The organism is Streptomyces sp. NPDC097129 (assembly GCF_055668065.1).
In genome coordinates this window covers 253,383-275,960 of sequence record NZ_JBVOQE010000005.1, presented here as the reverse complement: position 1 = coordinate 275,960, position 22,578 = coordinate 253,383, and the positions used below count along the sequence as shown (strand labels likewise).

The following is a 22,578-nucleotide window of genomic DNA, read 5'->3' as shown; positions in this document are numbered from 1 at the left end:
CGGAGCGCCCCGCACCTCGCGGCCCGCTACCGCAGGGCCGGCCCCCGCGGCCTGTCAGAGATCAGCACTGAAGCGGATACGGATCTCGGCGACGGTACCGCGTCCCCGGATGTGGATGCCGCCGGGTCCGTCCTGGTACACCGCGTCCAGTCGTTCGAGGGCCACCTCACCCGACACCCCCGCAGAGAGCGCCAGTTGACCGCCGAGCGTCAGCACAAGCAGGGCTTCGCCGGACTGGGCGGTGAGTTCGCGGGGCGCCGAGACGCCGGTCACCGCCACGGACGCCTCGGCGCGTCCGCGCCGGGTCATCACGTTGAGGTCCCGGGTGGGCCCGTCGGGCAGGCGGCACGAAACCGTGCCGTGCCCGGAGAACTCGAAGGGGGCGAAGGGGGCGAGCCGGTGCTCCGTTCCGTCGACGGTGAGCACCATGGTGGGGCCCTCGATCAGCGTGATCACCCGATCGACACCGGGAAAAGGGGAGAACGGCCCTTCGGCGCAGACATCGGCGATACTGACCCGCCAGTCGAAGTCCGGCAGCCCCGAACCGGCGGGTGCGGCCGCCACCTCCCGTGTGCTGCCGAAGCCGTTCTTCCAGGGCATGCACGGGTAGTCAGCCCAGCGCAGTACGGACACGGACACGTCGGCATCTCTTTCTCATCGGGGCGGACCGGGCCTCGGCCGGGGTGGACGTGGGTCGCCAGGCTGCGGCTGTCCGATGTACGCAGCCTGGCGACCTGCTGGTGGGGCCGGAGGCGCTGAGCCGGTGCGCGCACCACGGGCTTCCTGATCCCGTGTCACACCCGGCTGTCCGTCGCGACCCTGGTGTCAGGACCCGGTGGGTCGTCCGGGTGCCAACTCGTGCGGTGCGGTCGTCAACATCGAGGTCCACGCCGAGTTCGGGCTCGCAGTCACGTTCATGGACCAATGAAGCATCAGGTCATGAGCCCGACGCCAGGTATGTCAGCCCGCTTGTGTCTGGGATTCCAGATCTGGCTCCTGTGATCACAAAGCGTCCGCGCTGCTCTGCGGGAGGGTCACCGCTGGGGGCCTTCTCCGGGCTCTTCCCACAGGGCGATGCGGGCGGTAATGCGCTTGCCGACCGGTTCGCGCTGCGCTTCGAAGCCGTGGGCGAGGGCCATCACGATCTCCAGGCCGTGCTGCCCCACCCGCCCCGCGTCCGTGGCCCGAGCCACCGGCAGCACCGGGTCGGAATCCCACACCGCCGTCTCGATCACGTCCCCGGCGATGCGCAGATTGAGCAGTACGGGACCGGGCGCGTACTTACGGGCGTTGGTGACCAGCTCGCTCACCACCAGCTGCGTCACCTCCATGGCACGCTGCGAGACGGGCACGCCGTGCTCGGCCTGCACCCGCACCAGGAAGCGGGCGGCCAGATCACGGGCGCGCGCAATCACCGAGCCGTCGCCGTCCAGGGCCACCGCCATCTGGAGGGTGTGCTCGTCAGGGGCGGTGCCGTCCTCGCCCGGTCCGCCCTCGCCCAATGAAGCTGGTTCCACCACAGCCGCCTTCACCACGTTCACGCCCACGCGCATACCCCCGCTCGAACCAGTCATGCTCAGTTTTCCCAAGGCACTGCCTGGACTGCAACAACATCACGTCAACCACGCGGCCCAGCACTTCGAAGGCTGGTCCGGTTGTGCCAGGATCACGGCATGGCTGACGGACGAAGGACGGATCCCGAACGCACCGGGCAACAGCCAGGTGCGCTGTCGGTCCTCACCACCGAGACCGACGGCGTCCACGTGCTGGCCCCGGCCGGAGAAATCGACCACCACACCATCGACACACTCCGCCAAGCCCTGGATGTCACCAGGGTTCCTGGGCCGCCGCGCACCGTGATCGACATGCGTCAGGTCACCTTCATGGACTCGACAGGCGTCAACCTCCTCATCGGCGTCCACCAGGCCGCCGCCCAAGCCGGGGGCTGGCTGCGCCTGGTCGCACCCACCCCGCCCGTACTGCGCATCCTCCAACTCGTCGGGGTCGACACCTTCATCGACTGCCGCCCAACCCTGGAGGACGCCCTCAGACCCTGACCGCTCCGCCTGCTGGACGACGGACGACGGAGGGCGGCAGTCTCAGGGGGACTGAGCCGCGGCTGGGCGGGTGCCGTCGTTGATATCGGCATAACACCTGGCATTTCCGGCGGTCAACCTATGGTGTCTGAGGTGGGCACCGACTCTCCGCATGCGCAGACTTCGATCACCAACCACGACGGCCTCTGGCCGTGAACGAGGGGACCGAATGATGCGTACGACGAAGAAGGCGGCGGCCGCGCTCTCCGCCGCGGCGCTGCTCTCCGGCCTGGTGACCCTGGCCGGCGCCTCGTCGGCCAGCGCCGCCGACGGCTGCAACAACGACAACGGCCGGACTGTGCGGACCGCGTTCGGCGGCAGGGGCCAGGGCATCGAGCTGCGGGTGAACGGCTCGGGGAACAGCACCTGCGCATGGGGCCGCATCGTCGGCGGCGCGCCGGGCATGCACGTCTGGGTGGACCGCAGCAGCGACGGCGGCCGAACCTGGGAGCCGCAGCTGGGCTGGACGGAGATCAGCAGCGGAGGCAGCGTCTGGACCGAGGCGTGGCGGGACAGCAACGGCAAGCTGATGCGCGCCTGCGGTGACTCCGGCTACAACACAGCGATCACCTGCACCAGCTGGTACTGAGCGGCTGACGGGCGGTTTCTGACTGCTCGACCGTGAGCGGCGTGACACCGGCTCGGTTCCGTTGGACGGTGAGCGCGTCAGCCGAGTCCGGTCTGCCGCGGGCCTGCGGGGCCGAGAACCGACCGCCGGCCAAGGCCACCGCCCCGCCCGTCGCCGATGCTGTCGGCGACGGGCGGGGGCCTCAAGCGCTGTAGGTGGCCGAGGCCCAGGCTCAGCGCACGGGGAAGCCGAAAGAGTAGCCCTGTTCCTTCAGCCGGGGCAGGATCCTGCGCAGGGCTTCGACGGTCTGCGAGCGGTTGCCGCCCGCGTCGTGGAAGAGGATCGTCGGCCCGTTGGGCAGCTCACGCTCCACCGTGGAGATGATCGCGTCCGTGCCGGGCCGTTCGAAGTCCTTGGAGTCCACGTTCCAGCCCAGCGGACGCATCCCCCGGGAGGCGGCCAGTGTGCGGCTGTAGGGGGTGAACGCCCCGCCGGGCGCCCGGTAGTACACCGGCTCCACTCCCCCGGACGCCTCGGTGATCATGCGTTCCGCGTCGAGGATCTGCTGCGACTGGTAGGCCTGGGATTTGGAGTCCATCGTGGTGTCGTGCGACACCGTGTGGTCACACAGGCGGTGCCCGGCGGCCACCACCTGCTTCACCAGATCCGGGTGAGCCTGGGCCTGCGTCCCCACCATGCAGAACGTGGCCTTCACTCCGAAGCGCGCGAGCACGTCGAGGACCTGAGGCGTCCACACGGGGTCGGGGCCGTCGTCGATGGTGATGTTGACGCCGCGTGCGCCCTTGTCCGAGGCGTGCGCGATGCTCCGCTCCACCGGCCGGAGCGTGCTTCCGGGCACGGCCGGAACAGTCGGAGGGGCCGGAGCTGCAGGAGCGGCCGCCGCCCGGGGCGCAGTTCCGCGCACGGGACCGGCCTGTGCGGTCCACACCGCGGCACCGGCAGCCAGCAGCGTCACGCCCAGCGCCGCCCCCACCGTCCTGCCGTACCAACCCCGCCCGCCACCATGACGCGACATGCTCGTCCCTGCTTCCGCTCAGTACCCCACCTGTCCCCGGGCCGCTGGGCGGCCACCAGGCAAGACAAGAAAAGGCGGCCGAAGGATGCGTCCATTACCGGTCAGGGACAGATCCCGGGAAAGATCTCACGACAACCCGGCATCCAACAACCCGCACGTAGCAGGGCGCATCCCGAATCCGTTTGCGCAGAAGGCGAGTTGGCGAGGCGCCGGCGAGAGACCGCACCCGTTGGGCCCTACGCGGCTGATCATGTGACTACTGGGCTGCGAGGTGGGAACAGGTGACGACGCGGCCGCGAGCTTCGGCACTGCGAGACTGCCGGGCAGCCTTGCCCGGCGAGAGGCAGCAGGCCGGTCCAGCCCGCGCGGCCGCGCGCGGCGCCGCGGGTCAGGCCGTGCGAGGCACAGGGCGGCGGACGGCCCAGACCGCCGCAGCGAGGGCGAATCCGTAGACGGACACCAGCCCGTGGCCGTTGTCCTGGGCGAGCCACATGGCGAGGCCGAGCACCGGGACGCCGACCGCCAGGGCGATCTCCTTCGGGTGGCGGGTGCGGGTCAGAAAGGCGAGGGCGAGGGTCGCGCCGAGGAAGTAGGTGGCTCCTGAACTTCCGGCGAAGTTGCGGGGGTCCGTGCTGGGTCCGTCGCCGAAGCCGAACAGCGTGTCCATGCGGCCCGGCAGCACGATGCCGGCGACAAAGAAGGCGAGGGTGAGCGAGCCACCCCAGTACCACTGGGCGAGCGCGGCGACGGCGGCGAGGGTGACGAGGTTCCACAGGCCGCCGAAGAGGCCACCGTTCTGCATGAACACCGAGGTGAACTCACGCCACCACCCGGACTTGGCGGGGTCCGCGTCCAGCGCGTCCATGGCGCCGGACCAGACCAGCTGGAGCACCACCCCGGCGACGGCGAGCGCGGTCAGCGCGATCGCCGCCCACGGGAGCGGCCGCCCGCGCAAGGTGTCGCGACCGACGACACCCACACCGCAGTTGAGCATCATGACCATCAGCGCGGCCGTGGTCACATTGAAGACGATCGCCCCCATGTCTGGCCCCTCCCCCTGATTACGGCATTTCCAACACCGTTCGAAACCTGATGGCGCGAACCTAGCACACTTTTCGAACGGTGTTGGAAAACCTTGTACGGTGGGACGCATGAAGCTCACCAAGGAGCGCATCGTCGATGCTGGCATGGCCGTCTTCGCCGAGGTCGGCTACCAGAACCTGTCCATGCGGCAGGTCGCCGACCGCTTGGACGCCCACGCGGGCAGCCTGTACTACCACGTGCGCGGCAAGGACGAGCTGCTCGCCCTGATGGCCGACCGGGTCTGCCGCCAGGCGTACGACGCCGGAACCAGCGCTCTCGCCGCCCTCCCGTCCGCCGCCGACTGGCCAGATCGCGTCGCAGCCCAGGCCACCGCCCTGCGGCTGAGCATCAAACAGCACCCCGGCGGTGCCCAACTCCTCGCCGAGAGCCCCGGCATGCTCAGCCCGGGCGCCCTGTCCTTGATGGAACGCCTGCTGCGAACCCTCCTCGACGCCGGGCTGCCCGCCGGCCATTGCGGCATCGCCGCCGACACCCTGCTCAGCCACGTCACCGGATTCGTGCTCCAGGAGCAGAACCAGCCCACGGCGCCACCGGACGTGTCTGGCGAGCTCTACGCCGACCTGTGCGCCCGGTTCCCGCTGGTGATGGGCCCGCTGATCCCACGCCTGGACCCGGACGAGAAGTTCGCGCGGAGCATCCGACTGCTCTGCACCGGCTTCACGGCGCTCTGCTGAACTTACGGTCCACGGCGCTTTCAGATCCGTACCTCGGGCGGGAAGCCCGTCCAACGCAGCTCGGCGGGCAGATGCCGCATGTCGTTGGAGACGAGGACGGAGGCGGGTCGGCCGGGGGCGTAACGGATGACGGTGAGTGCCGCGTTGCCGTGGTTGAGGCCGAGCCAACGCCACTTCGGCGCATACATGGCGTCCCGGACCAGCCAGGCGACCAGGAAGTTGTGGGTGACGACCAGTTCATGCCGATCCCGGTCACCGTCCACCGGTCCGGTGAACACGTCCATCGCCTGCCGGGCCAGCGCGGCTCCGTCCTTCTGCTCCTCTTCCGTGACGCCCTCGAGGAAACGGAGGCAGAAGTCCGCCGATTCGGCCGGCAGTTCTTCCCTGTCCGGCATGTAGGGCACGTAGTCACCGGCGACGTCGGAGACGTGCACCGGGACGTCCTTCAGCTGGTCGCCGATCAGGCGTGCAGTCTGTTCGGCCCTCGGCAGGGGGCCGTGGTGAACGGCAGCCAGGGGAACATCCCGCAGGCGTCGGCCGAGCAGTGCGGCCTGGCGTCGGCCCGCCTCTGTCAGTCCGCTCTCGTCCGGCGACGCCTCGCCGTGCCGGACAAGGTAGAGGTAACGGGCGGCCGCACCGGGCATCTCGAACTCCTTCATCACCCACTGACGATCTTGCGTATCAGTGGACGCCGCCCCCAGGGCGCTGGTTCCCCCAGCCGGCCGCTGCCGGGGGCGGATGGCCCCACCGGCCATCCGCTCACCGTTCGGGCGCTCACCGCAGTCTTCGTCGCTTGCGCTCGACCGAGGCACCTGGTCGGACGGGTTTCCGGTTTCCCGGCGGCCCTGAAGGGCAGGCGCATGGTGGGATCCAGGAAGGGGACCGACATGAGCGCCGGAGAGAGAGTCAAGGCCGAGGCCGAGCAGATTGTCGGGAAGGTCGTCCGGAAAGTGGCCCACGCGGCCGGCAACAGGACCACCGAAGCCAAGGGCGCTGCGCTGGAAGCCCGCGGCAAGGCCCGCTCCGCCAAGGAGAAGGCCAGGGGCACCTTCGGGCACTGACGATGTCCGCGCCGACCAGGCCGCGCAGGGCAGCCCTCCCGCTCCCCCACTGATCAGCACGCCCGGGTGCGTTCGACGTACACGCTCGACGTGTCCAGGAGTCACTCCCGGCCGTCGACACGGCCTCTCACGACAAGGGTGGCGCATGCGCGGTCCTCTCTGAGGCCGCGCATGCGCCACGTCCTCCGCCTCCCGGTCAGGGCCGACCGGGAGGCGGGGATCAGGCGAGGTCGAACCGGTCGAGGTTCATCACCTTGTTCCACGCGGCCACGAAGTCGCGTACGAACTTCTCCCCCGCGTCCTTGGACGCGTAGACCTCCGAGACGGCTCGGAGCTGGGCGTGGGCGCCGAAGACGAGGTCGACGGCGGTGGCGGTCCACTTCGCCTCGCCCGTGGCGCGATCCCGGCCTTCGAACACGTTCTCGTCCGTGGCCGACGCCTTCCACTCCGTGCCCATGTCGAGCAGGTTGGCGAAGAAGTCGTTGGTCAACACTCCCGGCCGGTGGGTGAAGACACCGTGAGGGGACCCCTTGAAGCCGGTGTTGAGGGCCCGCATGCCGCCGATCAGCACCGTCAGCTCCGGAGCGGTCAGCGTCAGCAGGTTGGCGCGGTCCAGCATGAGCGTTTCCGGCGACAGCTTCTCTCCCGCCGGAAGGTAGTTGCGGAACGCGTCCGCCTTGGGCTCCAGAACGGCGAACGAGTCCACGTCCGTCTGCTCCTGCGAGGCATCCGTACGCCCCGGTGCGAACGGGACCGCGATGTCGTACCCGGCGTCCCGCGCGGCCTGCTCGACGGCCGCGCACCCGCCGAGGACGATCAGGTCGGCGAGGGAAACCCGCGTTCCGCCGGTCTGGGAGTCGTTGAAGTCCTGCTGGATCCGCTCGAGGGTCCGCAGTACCTCGCTCACCTCGGGGACGTCGTTGAGCTCCCAGTCCTTCTGTGGCGCGAGCCGGATCCGTGCCCCGTTCGCCCCGCCGCGCTTGTCGGTGCCGCGGAAGCTTGCCGCCGACGCCCAGGCGGTGGTGACCAGCTGCGGGACGGACAGGCCCGATGCGAGAATCCTGCTCTTGAGGGCAGCGATGTCCTCGTCCCCGACCAGGTCGTGATCGACCGCGGGGACCGGGTCCTGCCACAGCTGCGGCTCGGGAATCCACGGGCCGAGGTAACGCGACAGGGGCCCCATGTCGCGGTGCAGCAGCTTGTACCACGCCTTGGCGAACGCCACCGCGAGCTCGTCCGGGTGCTCGTGGAACCGCTTCGTGATCGGCCCGTAGACCGGGTCCACCCTCAGTGCGATGTCCGTCGTCAGCATCATGGGGGCGTGCCGCTTCGACGGATCATGGGCGTCGGGCACGGTGCTGCGGGCCGCCGGGTCCGTGGGAGTCCACTGGTGGGCGCCGGCGGGGCTGCTCGTCAGCTCCCACTCGTACCCGTACAGATTGTCGAGGTACCCGTTGTCCCACCTGGTCGGCTCATGGGTCCACGCGCCCTCCAGACCACTGGTGAGCGCGTCGGGGCCCTTGCCGCTGCCGTATGTGTTCCGCCAGCCGAGGCCCTGCTGCTCGATCGGGGCGGCCTCGGGTTCCGGGCCGATATAACTGGGGTCGACCGCGCCATGGCACTTGCCGAAAGTGTGGCCGCCGATGATGAGTGCGGCCGTCTCCTCGTCATTCATCGCCATCCGCCGGAACGTCTCGCGGATGTCCCGGGCGGCAGCCATCGGGTCCGGGTTGCCGTTGGGCCCCTCCGGATTGACGTAGATCAGTCCCATCTGCACGGCGGCGAAAGGACCGGTGAGTTCCCTGTCACCGCTGTAACGCTCGTCCCCGAGCCAGGTGTCCTCGGGCCCCCAGAAGATCTCCTCGGGCTCCCAGATGTCCTGGCGTCCGAAACCGAACCCGAACGTCTCGAATCCCATGGATTCCATGGCGCAGTTTCCGGCGAAGACCAGAAGATCGGCCCAGGAGATTTTACGGCCGTATTTCTGCTTGACCGGCCAGAGCAGACGGCGCGCCTTGTCCAGGCTCGCGTTGTCCGGCCAGCTGTTGAGGGGTGCGAAGCGCTGTGCGCCGCTGCCGCCGCCACCACGGCCGTCCTCGATGCGGTACGTTCCCGCCGCATGCCAGCTCATGCGGATGAAGAGCGGCCCGTAGTGACCGTAGTCGGCAGGCCACCAGTCCTGGGAGGTCGTCATCACCTCGAAGACGTCACGCTTCAGCGCGTCGACGTCCAGGGTCGCGAACTCCTTCGCGTAGTCGAAGTCCTCGTCCATGGGATTGGAGCGGGGCGAATGCTGGTGGAGAACCTGGAGGTCCAGCTGATTCGGCCACCAGTCCCGGTTCGTCCTGGGCCGCCGAGTCGGCGTGGGCGTCGGGGAAGGGATTGCTGGGTTCTCGCTTTCGCTGCCGGACATGCCCGTCCTTCTTCCTGTCTCGGTGTTCCTTGGCCGGCTGCTGCTCTTGGTGTCGTTTCCGTTCACTGCCGCCGAGCATGTCGACCTGCACGCTCAACGCGCCATGGCGCCCGCCGGCTGGATTATGTGCTGTGCCGCGTCCGTATCGTCGCGCACCACGGACCACACCGCTATGGAACACGCAGAGCACCCCCCTGGCAAAGACGTGAGAGGAGGGCCAGGTCTTCCTCTTTGCGCGCCGGTGGCTCTTACTGCTTCCGCGCCGGTGGCTCTTACTGCTTCCGCGCCGGCTTTCGGGGCACAAGCCGAATCCATTCGACGGCCTCTGGACCCGCCCGAGGGACGATCTCGCCGGCGCCGGGATGCCCGGCGGCCACCGTGGGGCATTGGCCGAAACTCGTCGGCGTTGCAAGCTCTGGATCTAGAGTCGGGGCCGGATGGTCCGGTGATCTCGACATGGGGGTGCGGCAGCGGTGGCGGACGAGCGGGTGATCGTGGTGACCGGCGGTGGGACGGGCATCGGGGAGGCCACGGCCCGGCTGCTGCGCGAAGAGGGACACCATGTGGTCGTCTGCGGACGCCGCCCCGAACCCCTGCACCGGCTCGCGCGGGAGACGGGGGCGCTGGCGTTCCCCTGCGACGTCGGGGAGCCCGAGGCGGCCGAGCAACTCGTGCAGGCGGCCGTCGCCGCGTACGGACGGCTCGACGGCGTCGTACTGAACGCGGGCATCGGGCGTGGCGGAAGCGTGGGAGACCTGACGCTGCGGGACTGGGAGGAGGTGATGCGCACCAACGTCACCGGGCCGCTCCTGCTGCTGCGCGCGGCGCTTCCGCGTCTGCTGGAGTCCCACGGGGCGGTGGTCGCCGTCGCCTCGGTCTCCGCGCTGCGCAACGGCACCAGCAACGCCCCCTACGCCACCTCCAAGGCGGCCCTGCTCCAGCTGTGCCGCTCGGTCGCCGTCGACTACGGCCGCCGCGGGGTGCGCGCCAACGTGGTGTGCCCGGGATGGGTGCGCACGGAGATGGCCGACCGGCGCATGGCGCGGTTCGCGCAGGAGGCCGGCCTGCCCGGCGGCATCGAGGACGGTTATCGGGAGGCGACCGGGTTCCTGCCGATGGGGCGGCCCGGTGAGCCACGCGAGGTCGCCCAGGCGATCGACTGGCTGCTTTCCCCGGCGGCCTCCTACGTCAACGGCGCGGTCCTCACCATCGACGGCGGGACGACGGCCCTCGACCCGGGGACGATGGGCTTCGACCACCACATCGGCCCCCGCACCAACGCCTCCGGCGACACCGCGCCCTGAGTCCTTCCGGGCAGTCGGGCGCACGGTGAGACAGAACGGCACTTCGCCGAGGTGCCGCCTCAGGCGCCCGTGCTCTGCCCAGAGCAGAGATCGGCCCGCCCGGGTTCGACGATCACTACGGTCCGATGACATGACGACGGTCACCACGCGTTCGGTCGCATACCCGGCCGACGGTCTGACGATGATCGGGCACCTCGCGCTCCCCGCCGGTGCCGATCGCCGGCCCGCGGTCCTGATCGGGCCCGAGGGGCCCGGGCTGAACGACTTCCAGCGCCGCCGTGCCGACGCCCTCGCCGAATTGGGGTACGTCGCGCTGGCCTTCGACCTTCATGGCGGGCGCTGGTTCAGCGACCCGCAGGAGATGCTGGCGCGCGTGATGCCGCTGCTCGCCGACCCCGTCCGGATGCGGGGTATCGGCCACGCGGCACTCGATGTGCTGCGTGCCGAACCGCGGACCGGCCCCGACCGGATCGCCGCGATCGGCTACGGCACCGGGGGCGCCATCGCGCTGGAACTCGGGCGCGACGGCGTCGGCCTGCGCGCGATCGGAACGGTCAACGCGCTGACCACGGGCCGACCGGGCGAGGCGGCGCGCATCCGTTGCCCGGTGTGGGCGGGGATCGGATCGGAGGACCCGATCATGCCGCCCGCGCAACGGGACGCGTTCGCCGCCGAGATGCAGGCCGCGGGCGTGGACTGGCGCCTCATGGTCTACGGCGGAGCCCTGCACGCCTTCCATCACCCGACGGCCGACACGGCCGTGGTCCCCGGCGTCGGCTACCACCCGCAGCACGCTCAGCGGGCCTGGCACGACATCGTCGGCCTGCTCGCCGAGTGCCTGCCCGTCACGGAGCGGGGGGCCGACCAGTCGTTGAGCGGAACGGGAGAAAAGTAACAGCACTTATATAAGCGCTGTTACGATGCGCCGCATGGCCGACCCGCACCCCCTCGACCCGACACAGCAGAGCCTCTGGCGGCCCCTGCGTCTGCTGCAGGCGTCGATGGACGCGGACATCGCCCGCGTCCACTCGGGGCAGCAGATCGAGGGGCTCAAGCCCAGCTTCGTCATGGAGCTGCTCCGGCTGCACTCCTGCGGGCCCATGACCATCGCGGAACTGGCCGAGTCGGTCCAGCGCACGCACTCGGCACTCAGCCAGAAGGTCGCCGCGATGCGCGCGGCCGGCTGGGTCCGGACCGTCGTGGGCGACGACGCACGCACCAGGAAGGTGACGCTCACCGCCAAGGCCCGCCGCGTCGTCGATCGCCTGGCCGCGGAGTGGCGGGCCACCGAGGCGGCCCTCGCCGACCTGGAAGCCGAGATCCCCTACCCGCTCTCCCGGGTCGTCACCGACATCGAGGGAGCTCTGCAACGCAAGAGCCTCCACGACCGGATCACCGAGAAGCTGGCCGAGGATCCCGCATGGGGCTGAAGCGCACGCTGATCGACGTGACTCCGTTACGGTCGTCACCACCGTTCAGGCGGTTGTGGATCGGCCAGACCCTGTCCGGTTTCGGCAGCCAGATGACGCTCGTCGCGGTCATGTTCCAGGTCTGGCAGGCCACGAAGAGCCCCGCGTGGACGGGCGCCGTCGGGCTGGCACAGGCGATTCCGCTCATCGCGCTCGGGCTGTTCGCCGGATCACTCGTCGACCGAGTGGACCGCCGGAAGTTCTCTCTGCTCACGACCAGCGGACAAGCCCTGTGTGCGCTCCTCCTCGCGCTCCAGGGCTTCCTCGGGTCCGTCCCCGCCGCCGGTGTCCTGGGACTCCTCGCCCTCCAGTCCTGTTTCGCCGCAGGCGGCGGCCCGGCCTCGCGCACGTTCGTTCCGCGCCTTCTGCCCAAGCACCAACTGGCCGCGGGGCTGGCGTTGCAACGCATCGCCTTCCAGGGCGCCATGCTGATCGGCCCCGCCCTCGGCGGTGTGATCGTGGGCGGGCTGGGAGTCGGCGCCTGCTACCTGATCGACGCCTTGACGTTCGTCGCCGCGCTCCACGGCGCCTTCGGCCTGCCGCCGATGAAGCCCGGAGACACGCCTGCCCGGCCCGGACTGCGTGGACTACGGGACGGCCTGGCCTTCCTGGGCCGCACCCCGGTCATCCGGGGGGCTCTGCTCACGGACCTGGCCACCACCGTGCTGTCGATGCCCATCAGCCTGTTCCCCTTGATCAACACCGAACGGTTCCACGGCAACCCGCGCACCCTCGGACTGTTCCTCACGGCCGTCGCCGCCGGTGGCGTTGCGGCGTCCCTGTTCTCCGGCGCCTTCACCCGTCTCACCCGCCCCGGCCTGGTCATGCTGGGCGGCTCCGCCGCCTGGGGCGCCGCCTTGACGCTGTTCGGGGTCTCGCCCGGCCCATGGACCGGTCTGGTCTTCCTCGTCCTGGCCGGGGCGGCCGACACCGTCTGCGTCGTCTCCCGCAGCACCGTGATCCAGATGCACACCCCGCAGGCGCTACTGGGCCGCGTCAGCGCGGCTGAACAGATCGTTGGGCAAGCCGGACCCGACATCGGCAACATGCGCGCCGGCCTCGTGGCAGATGCCACCTCGGGAGCAGCAGCCCTGGTCAGCGGTGGCCTGCTGTGCCTCGTCGCCGTGGCCATGGTGGGCGCCACGACGGCGGACCTGCGCAGGTCCGCCGCGCCCTCGTCGGTACGCACAGCTACGGCCGGCCCATGAGCCTGCCGTCCCGCCTGTGGCCGGTGTCCGGCCGGCCAGGGTTCGGTCGGACGGTGGGCACGGGCCGGTTCGGATGCGGGTGCAGGCGGTCGGTGAGGAAGGCGAGGATCTCGTCCCGGGCGTGGACCGTGGGGTGACCGGCCTCGTCGACGAAGTGGGCGGTGACGACGCTGTGCGGCGTGCCGACCAGGTCGGCGAAGAAGGGCGGCGGGGCCGGGTTGGCGGCGCGGTCCGGGAGGACGCGCCCGTCGAAGGCGTCGCCGAGCAGCGCGCGGTAGGCGGCGAAGCGCTGTCCCGTGCACCAGCGGTCGCCTTCGAAGCGGTAGGCGAGGACGGTGAGTCCGTCGCGGTCGAGCCGGTCGCGCACCGCGCGCGCGTCCGCCTCGTCGAGTTCCAGGCCGGCGGGATCGTCGAGGGGCAGCGACGGGTGGTTGACCACCGGGGCGATCACCGCCGGCTCCAGGGCCATGGTGAGGGCGAAGTTGCCGGTGAAGCACAGGCCGATCGCTCCCACCCCCGGCCCGCCGCATGCGGTGTGCGCCTGGCGCGCCAGGCCGCGCAACCAGACCGTCACCGGGCTCGTGCCGCCCCCGGCGAAGGCGCGGAACTCCGCACTGACGCAGGCGCGGCGGACGACCTCCCGGCCGCCCTCGACCGTGGGGAAGGCGCCGTCCGTCCCGAACAGGGACGGCACATGGACGGTGAAGCCCGCGTCCTGCACCCAGCGCGCGAGCCGCAGAACGTCCGGACTGATGCCCGGCATCTCGGGCATCACCACCACCGCGGGCCCGGCCCCGGCCACGTACACCGTCTTCTCCACCCCCTCCACGGCCACGCTCCGGCGGGTGAAATCGCTGATGGGGTCGTCGTTGCTCATGGAGCCAGCCTGTCCTGCGGCCGACCGCCGGGTGAGGGGCGGGATCGCCAGGGCCGGGGGTAATGTCGCCACACGCGAGGGAGACGAGCGGTACACGGGCGGCGACCGGGGCCGGGACACCAGGGGGTGGCGATGACGCTTGACGGTGCCCGTCCGGGCTCCGGAGCGGGTGCGCTGCGGGTCGGGGTCCTGGCCTACCCGGGCTGCTTCGCGTCCGAAGTGTTCGGTGTTCCCGACCTGTTGACGATGGCGGGGCACATCGCCGGACCGGACACGCCCGGCTACCAGGTCTCCGTCGTCTCGCCCCGCCGCCAGGTCACCGCCTCGGGCGGCGCGAGCCTGGAGGTACGGCCCCTGCGGGAGGTCGACGTCCTCGTGGTCCCCGGCTTCGAACTGCGCACGGACACCGACCTCGACGCGCGGCTCGCCCCGCTGGCCCCCGAGGTCGCGGAGATCCGCGCGCAGGCCGCCGCCGGGACCGCCGTCGTCTCCCTCTGCGTCGGCGCGTTCCTGCTCGCCGAGGCCGGGCTCCTCGACCGGCGCCGGGCCACCACCTCCTGGCTGCACGCCGGCGAACTGGCCAGGCGCTGCCCCGCCGCCGACGTACGGCCCGAGCACCTGGTCGTCACCGACACGGGCGTGACGACCACCGCCGCCTTCAGCGCCATGTACGACTTCGCACTCGACCTGATCCGCCGGCACGACGGCACCCGGGTGGCCCGCGCCACCGCGCGGCTCACGCTCGTCGACGACGCACGGACCTCCCAGACCCCGTACGTCGATCCTCGGCTCCTACCGCAGCCCGGCCGGGACTTCTCCCAGCGGGTCATGCGGTGGCTCGACCAGAACCTCGCCGAGCGGTACGACCTCACCGCGCTCGCGGCCGCCTTCCAGGTCAGCACCCGCACCCTGCTGCGCCGCTTCGCCGAGGAGACCGGGCACAGCCCGCTGAGCCATCTGCAGGCCTCCCGGGTCCGCCGCGCCCGCCATCTACTGGAGAACACCGACCGCACCGTCGCCGCCGTCGCCGCGGCCGTCGGATACCAGGACCCCGGCACCTTCGCCGCCCTCTTCGCCCGCCACACCGGTCACCGCCCGAGCGCCTACCGGACCGCGTTTCGCCGCACGGACCGGGAGTCGGGCCAGGACGGCGGCGTCTAGGTCCTTCGCGCGGCCCGCCGGGCGACGTCGCCCGGCTGCAAGCGGTGCCGTACGACGTGCTCGGGCTTGGTGGGGTGGACGGCGTGGGGCACCTGGGCGCGCAGTCCGGCGAACTCGGTGGAGTTGCTCAGGCCGTAGGTGGGGCCCCCGCACTAGGCGCGAGGGCTCACAGTCCGGCCGCTACCGTCAGCCCCTCCAGGACGGCCTCCTCCACCGTGCGCGGGGCGACGCAGTCCCCGGCGGTGAAGACACGGTCGGCCGGGACGCCGAGGGCGACCGGGTCGAGGTCGTCGACCGGCTCGTGCCCTTGGGCGAGGACGACGCCTGCGACCCCTTCCAGCAGCACCAGCTCCTCGGTGAGGGTGTGCTGGAGGTACACGGTGTCGCTGTCGGCGCCGTAGAGCCGGACGTTGGGCAGGACGTCGATGCGGGCCCGTGCCGCCTGGGCCAGCATGGCGGTCCGTACGTACTGTTGCAGGTGCTCGCCTGCCGCGAAGCCCGTGACGCACAGCGTGACTTTCCGCCCCTGGCCCGCGAGTTGGAGGGCGACGCCGAGGCCGATCCAGTCGCCGCGCCAGTCCGCCACCACGATCCGTCCGCGCGGCACTTCGCCGCCACGGATCACCGTCCATGCGTCGAGCACCACGGGCTCGTCGATCAGCTCAAGGCGCGGCCGGCGGGGCCGTGCTCCGGTCGCGAGCACCACGGCGTCCGGCGAGGCTGCGGCGACGGCCGGGCCGTCGATCCGTGAGCCCAGGACGATGCGGGCTCCGGCGCGGCGCGCCTCGCCCTCGAGATTGGTGATCGCTCCCCCGAACTCGGCGCGGCCCGGCAGCAGTTGCGCGAGGAGGACCTGACCGCCGAGGCGTCGTCCCGCCTCGTGCAGTTCCACCTCGTGACCGCGTTCCGCGGCCACGGCCGCGGTCTTCAGACCGGCGGGTCCACCGCCGACCACCAGCACCTTCTTGCGCCGCGTGATGGCCGGCAATACCCCGAAGCGGCGTTCGCGGCCGGTCTCGGGGTGCTGGATGCAGGAGATCGGGTAGCCGAGCTGGAAGTGGCCGATGCATGCCTGGTTGCAGCCGATGCAGGCGCGGATCTCCTCGGCGCGGCCGTCCGCGGCCTTGGCCGGCAGGTCGGGGTCGCAGATCAGGGCTCTGGTCATGGCGCAGGCGTCCGCCTGGCCGCTCGCGATGATCTGCTCTGCTTCCTGCGGCTGGTTGATCCGCCCGGCGACCATCACGGGGACACCGACGACGGCGCGCACCTTGGCGGCGAGCGGCGCGGTGTAGCCGGCGGGCTGGAACATGGGCGGGGCGATGTGCTGGGCCCCGGACAGGCTGGACGAGCTGCCCGCGCACACCGAGACGTAGTCGACGAGTCCGTCCGCGTCGAGCTCGGAGACGGACTGAAGGACCAGTTCGCTGCTGAGGCCGTCGTGGTTCAGTTCGTCGCCGGAGATCCTCAGGCCGACCACGAAGCCGTCTCCGGCCGCTGTCCGTGCGCTCAGCAGCGCCTCGCGCAGGAAGCGCAGCCGGCCCTGCCGGTCGCCGCCCCAGCCGTCGGTACGGACATTGACCTCGGGGTTGAGGAACTGCGCCGGCAGGTAGCCGTGGCTGGCGACGATCTCCACGCCGTCGAGCCCGGCCTCCCGCAGCCGGCGGGGCGCCTGGCCGTAGCCGTCGAGGACTTCGCGGATCTCCGCCTCGGTCATGGCGCGCGGCATGACATGGAAGCGTTCGCTCGGTGTCGCCGAGGGCGCCCAGGCGACCGGTGCGCTGCCGTCGCCGGACTCCAGGATCTCCCGGCCGGGATGGAAGAGCTGGCCGAAGACTTTCGCTCCGTGCCGCTGCACCGCCTGCGCGAGCCGGGCGTAGCCGGGGACGCACTCCTCGCCGGTGGCCATGAGCACATGGGTGGTGTAGCGGGCGGACTCGTGCACGCCCGAGACCTGGAGGACGACCAGCCCGACGCCGCCCTTCGCGCGGGCTTCGTGGTAGGCGATCAGCTCGTCGGTGACCTCTCCGTCCCTGACCAGGACCGTGTCGTGGCCCGAGGACAGGATCCGGTTGCGCACGGTCACCTTGCCTATCCGCAAGGGGCTGAACAGGTGCGGGAACCCTACTCCCATGGAATGCCCTCCCTGGACGTCTGGGCGCGCACGCCGAGCAGGGCGCGTGCGGTGCCGAGCATCAGCTCGGCGTAGCGTTCGGCGGTGAGTCCGGATCCGGACGCCACGGCCATTTCGCAGCCGTCGACCAGGGCCATCAGTGAACCGATGGCGAGATCGGCTTGGACGGTGGGCGTGAACTCCTGGCTCCGTACGCCCTGTTGGACGATGTCGTGGATCAGCGCCTGCCACTCGGCATGAACCCGGTGTACGCCGTCGCGCAGTTCCTCGCGGCGGGAGGCGCTCGCGCAGAACTCGGTCCAGGTGGCGCAGCGCCGGCTGAGGGTGGGATCGGTGGTGAGCGCGGTGACGAGCAGTTCGAAGCGGCGCCAGGCGCTGGTCGCGTCGGCGGCCGCCGTGCGCCAGCGTCCGATCAGATCGTCGATCGACCAGGAGAAGGCTTCGCGGAAGAGGGCGTCGCGGGTTTCGAAGTAGTGCTGAAGCGCCCCGATGGACACACCGGACGTCGTGGCGACATCGCGCAACCGGCCCGCGTCGAAGCCTCGTTCGGCCAGCACCTCGGCCGCAGCCCGCAGGATCCGTTCCCTCTGCTCGTCCATGACCACTCCCCTCCGCCCCATGTTCTCGTCACCCCTCTTGCCGTTCAATAATAACGCATTATTGTGACGCCCAACACAATGCCGTGTCCCCTCGAGAAGGGCGATCGACGTGCACCACGATCAGGGCTCCCCCGAACTGCGCAAGACCCTCACCTGGCGCGACGGCTTCGCCATCGCCCTGGTGATTCCCAACGGCCTGCTGCTGACGGTGGGTTATGGGATCGGTGCGGTCGGCGGCTGGACCGCCATCGCGCTGTGGGTCGGCGGCGCGGTCATCGGCCTGCTGCAGAACATGCTGTTCGCGGAGACCGCCGCGATGTTCCCCGACATGTCCGGCGGCGTCAGCCGCTACGCCACCGAAGGCTGGAAGCGCTACTGCGCCCCGCTCGGGGCCGTGGCCTCCTTCGGGTACTGGATCGGCTGGTCGTTCAGCATCGCGGTGAACGCGGCGGCGATCGGCGCGCTGGTGCGCACCCAGTGGTTCCCGCACTCCGGCCACATCGAGGTCCTGGGCCGCGGTCTCGGGCTGACCGAAGGGGTGGCCGTGGGGGCGATCGTCGCCGGATGGGCCTGCAACTACTTCGGCACCCGGCTCGCCGCCCGCACGACCAAGGTCATCGCCACGATCGTGCTCGCCGCGCTCGCCGTCGTCGCGGTCGCTCCCCTGATGCACCCGGGCAGCTGGCACGCCCAACGGCTGACCTGGTACCACGGTGGCGACTGGATGACGCCGGCGGTCTGGTTCTACGTCACCGCGTGGACCACGTACGGCACGGAGATCTGCGCCTCGTTCGCACCGGAGTACCGGGACACCGTCCGCGACACGGCGAGGGCGCTGCGCTGGACGTCGCTGGTGGCCCTCGCGCTCTTCGTCGTCGTACCGCTGTCGATGGTGGGCTCGATCGGCGAGGACGCCTTCCGCGCCGATCCCGTCGGCTCCTTCGCCGTCGCTCTCGAACGGGCGCTGGGCGGCTTCTCCACGCTCGGTGTCGCCGTACTGATCATCTCGATGTTCTTCGGCATGGTGTCCACCACCGCCGACGGCGGCCGGGCACTGTACGGCCTGGCCCAGGAGAAGATGACGCTGCGTCAACTCGACCATCTCAACCGCTGGGGTGTGCCCGGCCGGGCGCTCACCCTGGACGCCGTCCTCAACACCCTGGTCGTCCTGCTGCTCGGGGAACCGCTGGCGATCCTCGTGGCCAGCAACTTCGGCTATCTCGTCGCGATCACTCTCGCGGTTGCGGCCTTTCTCCTGCTGCGCCGGGACCGCCCGCACTGGCCCCGGCCGATCAGGCGCGGGCGGATATGGACCCCGGTCGCCTGGCTGCTGCTCGCCTTCAACCTGCTCATCGTCTTCGTCGGCGTCAGCCATCCCTCCCTCGCCGGTTATGGCGGCACGACGGAGACGCTGGTCGGCGTGGGCATCCTGCTGCTGTCCGTGGTCCTCTACGCCTACCGGCGACTCGTGCAGGACCGCGAGCGCATCGCCTGGCGCATCGAGACGCCGGCCGTACCGGAGGAGTCCTTGCCGCCCGCCGAGGTCCGGGCCGTCCGCACCGACACCTGAGGAAGCGTCGTCGGTGCCGGAAGCGCTGGTGTCAGCCGGGTTCAGGAGGAGCCCACTCGACGAACTGGACGATCACTGCGGCGCGCCTTCGCCGACGCCGTAGTGCCCAGGCCTTCGCCCTGCTGGAACCCGGCCTGTCCGACTACGCCCTCGCCTGACGGACGGCCTCCCGGTGGCACGGTGCAACGAGGGCGGGTCCGTGACGGGCCGTACACTCTGCATGCGCGGTCGGCGTACCTCTGGCAGCCTGGAAACGTGAGTGTCACCTGGGACGTGACCCGGACAGGGCCGGCGGAAAGCGCCCACCGCGCCCTGCTGATCCCCGGCGGCATGTGCACCACCGCGGCCTACACGGACCTCATGGTGGAGAAGGCGCTGGCTGCCGTTCATCTGGTGGCCGTGACCCAGCCCGGCTTCGGGCGCACGCGGCCCCCCGACGACGTCAGCATGGAGAACTACGCCCGTCTCTTCGCCGACATCGCGGCCCGTGAACGCTGCGACATCGTGGCGGGGCACAGCCTGGGCGCGAACGTGGCGCTGGAGATGGCGGCCGCCGGCCTGTTCACGGGCCCCTTGGTACTGCTCTCTCCGACCTTCTCGCGCGGCGACGAGGCAACGGCGCTGACCGTGCTGAACACGGTCGGACGGGTGCCGGGACTCGGCCGGCTCGCGTGGAGCGGCATGCTCAAGATCGTGCCCCGGGCCATGCGCGCCGGCCTGCCGCCCCGCCAAGCGGCGACCATGGAGCAGGCCATGGCCTACAACCACCCGGAGGTCTGCCGGCGGATGGTGCGGGAATACTACGCGTATCTGGACCGGTATCCCTCGCTGGTGCCCCGGCTGTGCGAGGCCGGCGTTCCGGCCTGGGTGGTCCGCGGTGAGCACGACGAGATCGGCCTCACCGAAGGGGAGCGGCGGGGCCTGGAAGCCTGCCCGCACGTGACGACCGTGACCGTGCCCGAGGCGGGGCACCTGCTCCCCCTGCAGCAGCCGGCGCGCGTCGCCGACATCCTCCTGGAGGCGATCGCGGCGAGCCGCTGAAGCGGGGCGCCGGGCCATCCGGAGACCACCTGTGGGGCTCTCGCCATCATTCGGCCTGCGGGGATCTGCTTGACCTTGACACGGTGACAAAGTCTTCACTGTGGCCCGGAGGTGGTCCGCATGGCCATGGTGCATCAGGACACGAACACGAGACGAGTCCTTGAGGGGCTGGAAAGCAGCAGCTCGTCGGTCCGGCTGCGGTCGGCGCTGGCGGTCGGGACCGCCCCGGACCCGGCCTTCGTGGGCAAGCTCGTCGAACGATGCGCCGTCGAGCCCGAGTTCTCCGTACGCGAGACACTGACGTGGGCGCTCACCCGTCATCCGGCGTCGATGACGGTGCCGATGCTGGTCGGCGAAGTCCGCTCGGAGCGTGCGCAGGCACGGAGCCAGGCATTGCACACGCTGTCCAAGATCGGGGACCGTCGGGCGTGGCCGGTGATCACGGCGTCGCTGCTGTCCGACGCCGACGACGAAGTGGCCCGGAGTGCCTGGCGGGCAGCGGTCGTGCTCGTGCCCGACGGGGAGGAGCACGAGGTGGCCGTAGTGTTGGCGACGCAGCTCGGGCGCGGTGAACGCGAGACGCAGCTGAGCCTCAGCCGGGCGCTCATCGCGCTCGGGGAGGCGATGGTGCCGGTCCTGGACGCAGCGACGACGGATCCCGACCCTCGGGTGCGCGCGCACGCGATCGCGACGGAGCGGCTGTGGCGCGACCCGGACGCCGGGTTCGCGTTCGCGGTCGAGGAGGCGAAGCGTGTCGTGGCACTCGGCGGGGCCGGTCAGGAGGGGCGGTAGGCAGTGCTGATCGGCGATGTCGCGCGACGGTCCGGAGTCAGCGCCCGCATGCTCAGGCATTACGAGTCGCTCGGCCTGGTGCGGCCGGCGGCTCGTAGCGGCTCCGGCTACCGGGAGTACTCCAGCGACGACATCCGCCGGATCTTCCACATCGAGAGCCTGCGGTCACTGGGGCTGTCGCTGCGCGACGTCGGGCGCGCGCTCGACGACCCGGACTTCGCACCCGCGGGCCTCGTCGATGACCTCATCCGCCGGACGCGGGACCGTATCGCGGCGGAGCGGGAGCTGCTCACGCGGCTTCGCCGGATCGGTGCCGCGGAACCCGCTGGCTGGGAGGACGTCCTCCAAACCGTCGCGCTTCTGCAGGCGTTGGGGTCGAAGAGCGCGGGGGCGCGGCAGCGCGCGGCTCTGTCCGCTGTCGCGGAAGCCCCCGTGCCTGTGGAGGCACTGGTCGAGGCAGTGCTGAACGAGTCGGATCCGAACGTGGCCGGAGCCCTGCGCTGGGCGCTGGAGCAGTCGGGCGGGGAAGCGCTGCACCTGCTGGCGCAGGGCCTCGGTTCACCCGCTGGTGAGGTGCGCGAGCGTGCCGTGCAGTCCATCGCCGAGATGTCCGACGGCGAGTCGACCGCGGTGCTGCGGGACGCTCTCGACCACCCCGACATCGTCGTACGCAGGCATGCGGCGCTGGCGCTCGGTGCGCGTGGGGTGGTCGACGCGGTCCCGACGCTCCTCGACATGATCGTCGAAGGGAAGAACGACACGGACGCGGCCGATGCGCTGAGCACGCTGGCGAATGATCCCGCGTCGGCGGATCACATCGCTGCCGGGCTGGTCGGCTGCCTCACCCGCGACAGCATCGGGGCGTCCGCACGCCGGCGCCTGACGCAGGCGCTGGCGGACATCCCCGGGAGCACCACGTCACGCGCGCTCGAGGAACTCTCACACGACGAGGACCGCGCCGTCGCCCTCACGGCGACCTACCTCCTCAAGCTGCGCGACGCGCGATAGCCGGCTGCGGCGCACGTCGTTCCCTCCATGCCTCGCGACTCCACGGTGGGCCGTCATCAGCGGTGCCCTCGGGACATCCCCACCCCGGATGCGCCGGCCGTCACCATGTTCCGCAATGGCGGTGCGTGACGACGCCCTCGTACGACGTCCGGGCGTTTCCGATCGGGCACCTGACCGGCCTGCCGCTTTCCTACACTCACCTGATGAACAACTACACGTGCACCCATTGCGGCACCGTCGGTCTGATGGAGGGTTTCATCGAGGACGCCGGCGAGCATTCACGCGGGTACGCGCGCTGGATCGAGGGCGCGTTGGAGCGAGGCATCTTCGGGGGCGCCAAGCGGATGGGGCGTCCCCGGTGGCAGATAGAGGCGTACCGCTGCCCCAAGTGCGGGCACCTTGAACTGTTCGCCACGGGGCAGGTCTAGCCGGCTGGTCGGCGACGCCCGCTGCCGAGCGGGACGGC

General features: G+C 70.8%; 23 protein-coding genes. 14 read left to right on the top strand and 9 right to left on the bottom strand.

Features of this window, described 5'->3' with window-relative positions:
- Positions 1 to 54: 54 nt before the first annotated feature.
- Positions 55 to 639: a HutD/Ves family protein gene (locus AC0B9F_RS17390; RefSeq protein ID WP_472003449.1), complete on the bottom strand. Its 585-nt coding sequence runs from the start codon at positions 637 to 639 to the stop codon at positions 55 to 57.
- Positions 640 to 1,034: 395 nt separating this feature from the next.
- Entirely contained in the window at positions 1,035 to 1,445 is a 411-nt protein-coding gene (locus tag AC0B9F_RS17385) for an ATP-binding protein (protein ID WP_472003791.1), read from the bottom strand.
- A 228-nt stretch (positions 1,446 to 1,673) separates the two neighbouring features.
- On the opposite strand from AC0B9F_RS17385, the gene AC0B9F_RS17380 reads away from it, so the two are divergent.
- Both AC0B9F_RS17380 and AC0B9F_RS17375 read left to right on the top strand, forming a co-directional pair.
- Positions 1,674 to 2,057, top strand: a complete 384-nt coding sequence (locus tag AC0B9F_RS17380) for an STAS domain-containing protein (protein WP_472003447.1) — start codon at positions 1,674 to 1,676, stop codon at positions 2,055 to 2,057.
- Positions 2,058 to 2,265: 208 nt separating this feature from the next.
- On the top strand, positions 2,266 to 2,685 hold the full coding sequence (locus AC0B9F_RS17375) for a glycosyl hydrolase (protein WP_472003445.1): 420 nt from the start codon (positions 2,266 to 2,268) through the stop codon (positions 2,683 to 2,685).
- A 211-nt stretch (positions 2,686 to 2,896) separates the two neighbouring features.
- Here AC0B9F_RS17375 and AC0B9F_RS17370 read toward each other — a convergent pair whose 3' ends face one another.
- Positions 2,897 to 3,700, bottom strand: coding sequence for a polysaccharide deacetylase family protein (locus AC0B9F_RS17370; RefSeq protein ID WP_472003443.1), 804 nt, complete (start codon positions 3,698 to 3,700; stop codon positions 2,897 to 2,899).
- A gap of 388 nt (positions 3,701 to 4,088) precedes the next feature.
- On the bottom strand, positions 4,089 to 4,742 hold the full coding sequence (locus AC0B9F_RS17365) for a hypothetical protein (RefSeq protein ID WP_472003441.1): 654 nt from the start codon (positions 4,740 to 4,742) through the stop codon (positions 4,089 to 4,091).
- A 109-nt stretch (positions 4,743 to 4,851) separates the two neighbouring features.
- On the opposite strand from AC0B9F_RS17365, the gene AC0B9F_RS17360 reads away from it, so the two are divergent.
- A complete protein-coding gene (locus tag AC0B9F_RS17360) occupies positions 4,852 to 5,478 on the top strand; it encodes a TetR/AcrR family transcriptional regulator (protein WP_472003439.1) in 627 nt (208 codons plus the stop codon).
- 20 nt (positions 5,479 to 5,498) lie between these two features.
- Here the strand turns inward: AC0B9F_RS17360 and AC0B9F_RS17355 are convergent, their stop codons facing one another.
- Positions 5,499 to 6,122, bottom strand: a complete 624-nt coding sequence (locus AC0B9F_RS17355) for a histidine phosphatase family protein (RefSeq protein ID WP_472003790.1) — start codon at positions 6,120 to 6,122, stop codon at positions 5,499 to 5,501.
- 243 nt (positions 6,123 to 6,365) lie between these two features.
- On the opposite strand from AC0B9F_RS17355, the gene AC0B9F_RS17350 reads away from it, so the two are divergent.
- Positions 6,366 to 6,539: a hypothetical protein gene (locus AC0B9F_RS17350; protein WP_472003438.1), complete on the top strand. Its 174-nt coding sequence runs from the start codon at positions 6,366 to 6,368 to the stop codon at positions 6,537 to 6,539.
- A 220-nt stretch (positions 6,540 to 6,759) separates the two neighbouring features.
- Here AC0B9F_RS17350 and katG read toward each other — a convergent pair whose 3' ends face one another.
- The gene (gene katG / locus AC0B9F_RS17345; RefSeq protein ID WP_472003437.1) at positions 6,760 to 8,952 is read right to left on the bottom strand and encodes a catalase/peroxidase HPI; all 2,193 of its coding nucleotides are present in this window, start codon (positions 8,950 to 8,952) and stop codon (positions 6,760 to 6,762) included.
- A gap of 473 nt (positions 8,953 to 9,425) precedes the next feature.
- Between katG and AC0B9F_RS17340 the strand changes: the two genes are divergently transcribed.
- The 4 genes from AC0B9F_RS17340 (at position 9,426) to AC0B9F_RS17325 (ending at position 12,933) form a co-directional block, all read left to right on the top strand.
- Entirely contained in the window at positions 9,426 to 10,256 is an 831-nt protein-coding gene (locus AC0B9F_RS17340) for an SDR family NAD(P)-dependent oxidoreductase (protein ID WP_472003436.1), read from the top strand.
- A 130-nt stretch (positions 10,257 to 10,386) separates the two neighbouring features.
- Positions 10,387 to 11,151 (top strand): dienelactone hydrolase family protein, encoded by a 765-nt coding sequence (locus AC0B9F_RS17335; protein WP_472003435.1) that lies wholly within the window; start codon positions 10,387 to 10,389, stop codon positions 11,149 to 11,151.
- A gap of 34 nt (positions 11,152 to 11,185) precedes the next feature.
- Positions 11,186 to 11,686, top strand: a complete 501-nt coding sequence (locus AC0B9F_RS17330) for a MarR family winged helix-turn-helix transcriptional regulator (RefSeq protein WP_472003433.1) — start codon at positions 11,186 to 11,188, stop codon at positions 11,684 to 11,686.
- The gene (locus AC0B9F_RS17325; RefSeq protein ID WP_472003431.1) at positions 11,677 to 12,933 is read left to right on the top strand and encodes an MFS transporter; all 1,257 of its coding nucleotides are present in this window, start codon (positions 11,677 to 11,679) and stop codon (positions 12,931 to 12,933) included. The genes AC0B9F_RS17330 and AC0B9F_RS17325 overlap by 10 nt, the downstream gene beginning before the upstream one ends.
- Here AC0B9F_RS17325 and AC0B9F_RS17320 read toward each other — a convergent pair.
- Entirely contained in the window at positions 12,917 to 13,810 is an 894-nt protein-coding gene (locus AC0B9F_RS17320; protein ID WP_472003429.1) for a dienelactone hydrolase family protein, read from the bottom strand. The two genes, AC0B9F_RS17325 and AC0B9F_RS17320, sit on opposite strands and share 17 nt — an antisense overlap.
- 132 nt (positions 13,811 to 13,942) lie before the next feature.
- On the opposite strand from AC0B9F_RS17320, the gene AC0B9F_RS17315 reads away from it, so the two are divergent.
- Positions 13,943 to 14,971 (top strand): GlxA family transcriptional regulator, encoded by a 1,029-nt coding sequence (locus AC0B9F_RS17315; protein ID WP_472003427.1) that lies wholly within the window; start codon positions 13,943 to 13,945, stop codon positions 14,969 to 14,971.
- A 166-nt stretch (positions 14,972 to 15,137) separates the two neighbouring features.
- On the opposite strand, the gene AC0B9F_RS17310 is transcribed toward AC0B9F_RS17315, so the two are convergent.
- Positions 15,138 to 17,102, bottom strand: a complete 1,965-nt coding sequence (locus AC0B9F_RS17310) for an oxidoreductase (protein WP_472003426.1) — start codon at positions 17,100 to 17,102, stop codon at positions 15,138 to 15,140.
- Positions 17,093 to 17,701: a TetR/AcrR family transcriptional regulator gene (locus AC0B9F_RS17305; RefSeq protein WP_472003424.1), complete on the bottom strand. Its 609-nt coding sequence runs from the start codon at positions 17,699 to 17,701 to the stop codon at positions 17,093 to 17,095. The genes AC0B9F_RS17310 and AC0B9F_RS17305 overlap by 10 nt, the downstream gene beginning before the upstream one ends.
- Before the next feature lie 109 nt (positions 17,702 to 17,810).
- Here AC0B9F_RS17305 and AC0B9F_RS17300 point away from each other — a divergent pair, with 109 nt between their 5' ends.
- The 5 genes from AC0B9F_RS17300 (at position 17,811) to AC0B9F_RS17280 (ending at position 22,540) form a co-directional block, all read left to right on the top strand.
- Positions 17,811 to 19,271 (top strand): APC family permease, encoded by a 1,461-nt coding sequence (locus AC0B9F_RS17300; protein ID WP_472003422.1) that lies wholly within the window; start codon positions 17,811 to 17,813, stop codon positions 19,269 to 19,271.
- A gap of 255 nt (positions 19,272 to 19,526) precedes the next feature.
- Positions 19,527 to 20,312 carry an alpha/beta fold hydrolase gene (locus AC0B9F_RS17295; protein WP_472003420.1) on the top strand — a complete coding sequence of 262 codons (786 nt, stop codon included), beginning with the start codon at positions 19,527 to 19,529 and terminating at the stop codon, positions 20,310 to 20,312.
- Between the two features lie 120 nt (positions 20,313 to 20,432).
- On the top strand, positions 20,433 to 21,104 hold the full coding sequence (locus tag AC0B9F_RS17290) for a HEAT repeat domain-containing protein (RefSeq protein WP_472003418.1): 672 nt from the start codon (positions 20,433 to 20,435) through the stop codon (positions 21,102 to 21,104).
- Positions 21,105 to 21,107: 3 nt separating this feature from the next.
- Positions 21,108 to 22,112, top strand: a complete 1,005-nt coding sequence (locus AC0B9F_RS17285) for a HEAT repeat domain-containing protein (RefSeq protein ID WP_472003416.1) — start codon at positions 21,108 to 21,110, stop codon at positions 22,110 to 22,112.
- 203 nt (positions 22,113 to 22,315) lie between these two features.
- The gene (locus AC0B9F_RS17280) at positions 22,316 to 22,540 is read left to right on the top strand and encodes a hypothetical protein (protein ID WP_472003414.1); all 225 of its coding nucleotides are present in this window, start codon (positions 22,316 to 22,318) and stop codon (positions 22,538 to 22,540) included.
- The last annotated feature ends 38 nt before the right edge of the window (positions 22,541 to 22,578 follow it).

Coding starts and splice junctions, on each gene's coding strand:
- AC0B9F_RS17385 (WP_472003791.1), bottom strand. CDS start 1,445: ATGGCGGTGGCCCTGGACGGCGACGGCTCGGTGATTGCGCGCGCCCGT.
- AC0B9F_RS17380 (WP_472003447.1), top strand. CDS start 1,674: ATGGCTGACGGACGAAGGACGGATCCCGAACGCACCGGGCAACAGCCA.
- AC0B9F_RS17375 (WP_472003445.1), top strand. CDS start 2,266: ATGATGCGTACGACGAAGAAGGCGGCGGCCGCGCTCTCCGCCGCGGCG.
- AC0B9F_RS17370 (WP_472003443.1), bottom strand. CDS start 3,700: ATGTCGCGTCATGGTGGCGGGCGGGGTTGGTACGGCAGGACGGTGGGG.
- AC0B9F_RS17365 (WP_472003441.1), bottom strand. CDS start 4,742: ATGGGGGCGATCGTCTTCAATGTGACCACGGCCGCGCTGATGGTCATG.
- AC0B9F_RS17360 (WP_472003439.1), top strand. CDS start 4,852: ATGAAGCTCACCAAGGAGCGCATCGTCGATGCTGGCATGGCCGTCTTC.
- AC0B9F_RS17355 (WP_472003790.1), bottom strand. CDS start 6,122: ATGCCCGGTGCGGCCGCCCGTTACCTCTACCTTGTCCGGCACGGCGAG.
- AC0B9F_RS17350 (WP_472003438.1), top strand. CDS start 6,366: ATGAGCGCCGGAGAGAGAGTCAAGGCCGAGGCCGAGCAGATTGTCGGG.
- katG (WP_472003437.1), bottom strand. CDS start 8,952: ATGTCCGGCAGCGAAAGCGAGAACCCAGCAATCCCTTCCCCGACGCCC.
- AC0B9F_RS17335 (WP_472003435.1), top strand. CDS start 10,387: ATGACGACGGTCACCACGCGTTCGGTCGCATACCCGGCCGACGGTCTG.
- AC0B9F_RS17330 (WP_472003433.1), top strand. CDS start 11,186: ATGGCCGACCCGCACCCCCTCGACCCGACACAGCAGAGCCTCTGGCGG.
- AC0B9F_RS17325 (WP_472003431.1), top strand. CDS start 11,677: ATGGGGCTGAAGCGCACGCTGATCGACGTGACTCCGTTACGGTCGTCA.
- AC0B9F_RS17320 (WP_472003429.1), bottom strand. CDS start 13,810: ATGAGCAACGACGACCCCATCAGCGATTTCACCCGCCGGAGCGTGGCC.
- AC0B9F_RS17315 (WP_472003427.1), top strand. CDS start 13,943: ATGACGCTTGACGGTGCCCGTCCGGGCTCCGGAGCGGGTGCGCTGCGG.
- AC0B9F_RS17310 (WP_472003426.1), bottom strand. CDS start 17,102: ATGGGAGTAGGGTTCCCGCACCTGTTCAGCCCCTTGCGGATAGGCAAG.
- AC0B9F_RS17305 (WP_472003424.1), bottom strand. CDS start 17,701: ATGGACGAGCAGAGGGAACGGATCCTGCGGGCTGCGGCCGAGGTGCTG.
- AC0B9F_RS17290 (WP_472003418.1), top strand. CDS start 20,433: ATGGCCATGGTGCATCAGGACACGAACACGAGACGAGTCCTTGAGGGG.
- AC0B9F_RS17280 (WP_472003414.1), top strand. CDS start 22,316: ATGAACAACTACACGTGCACCCATTGCGGCACCGTCGGTCTGATGGAG.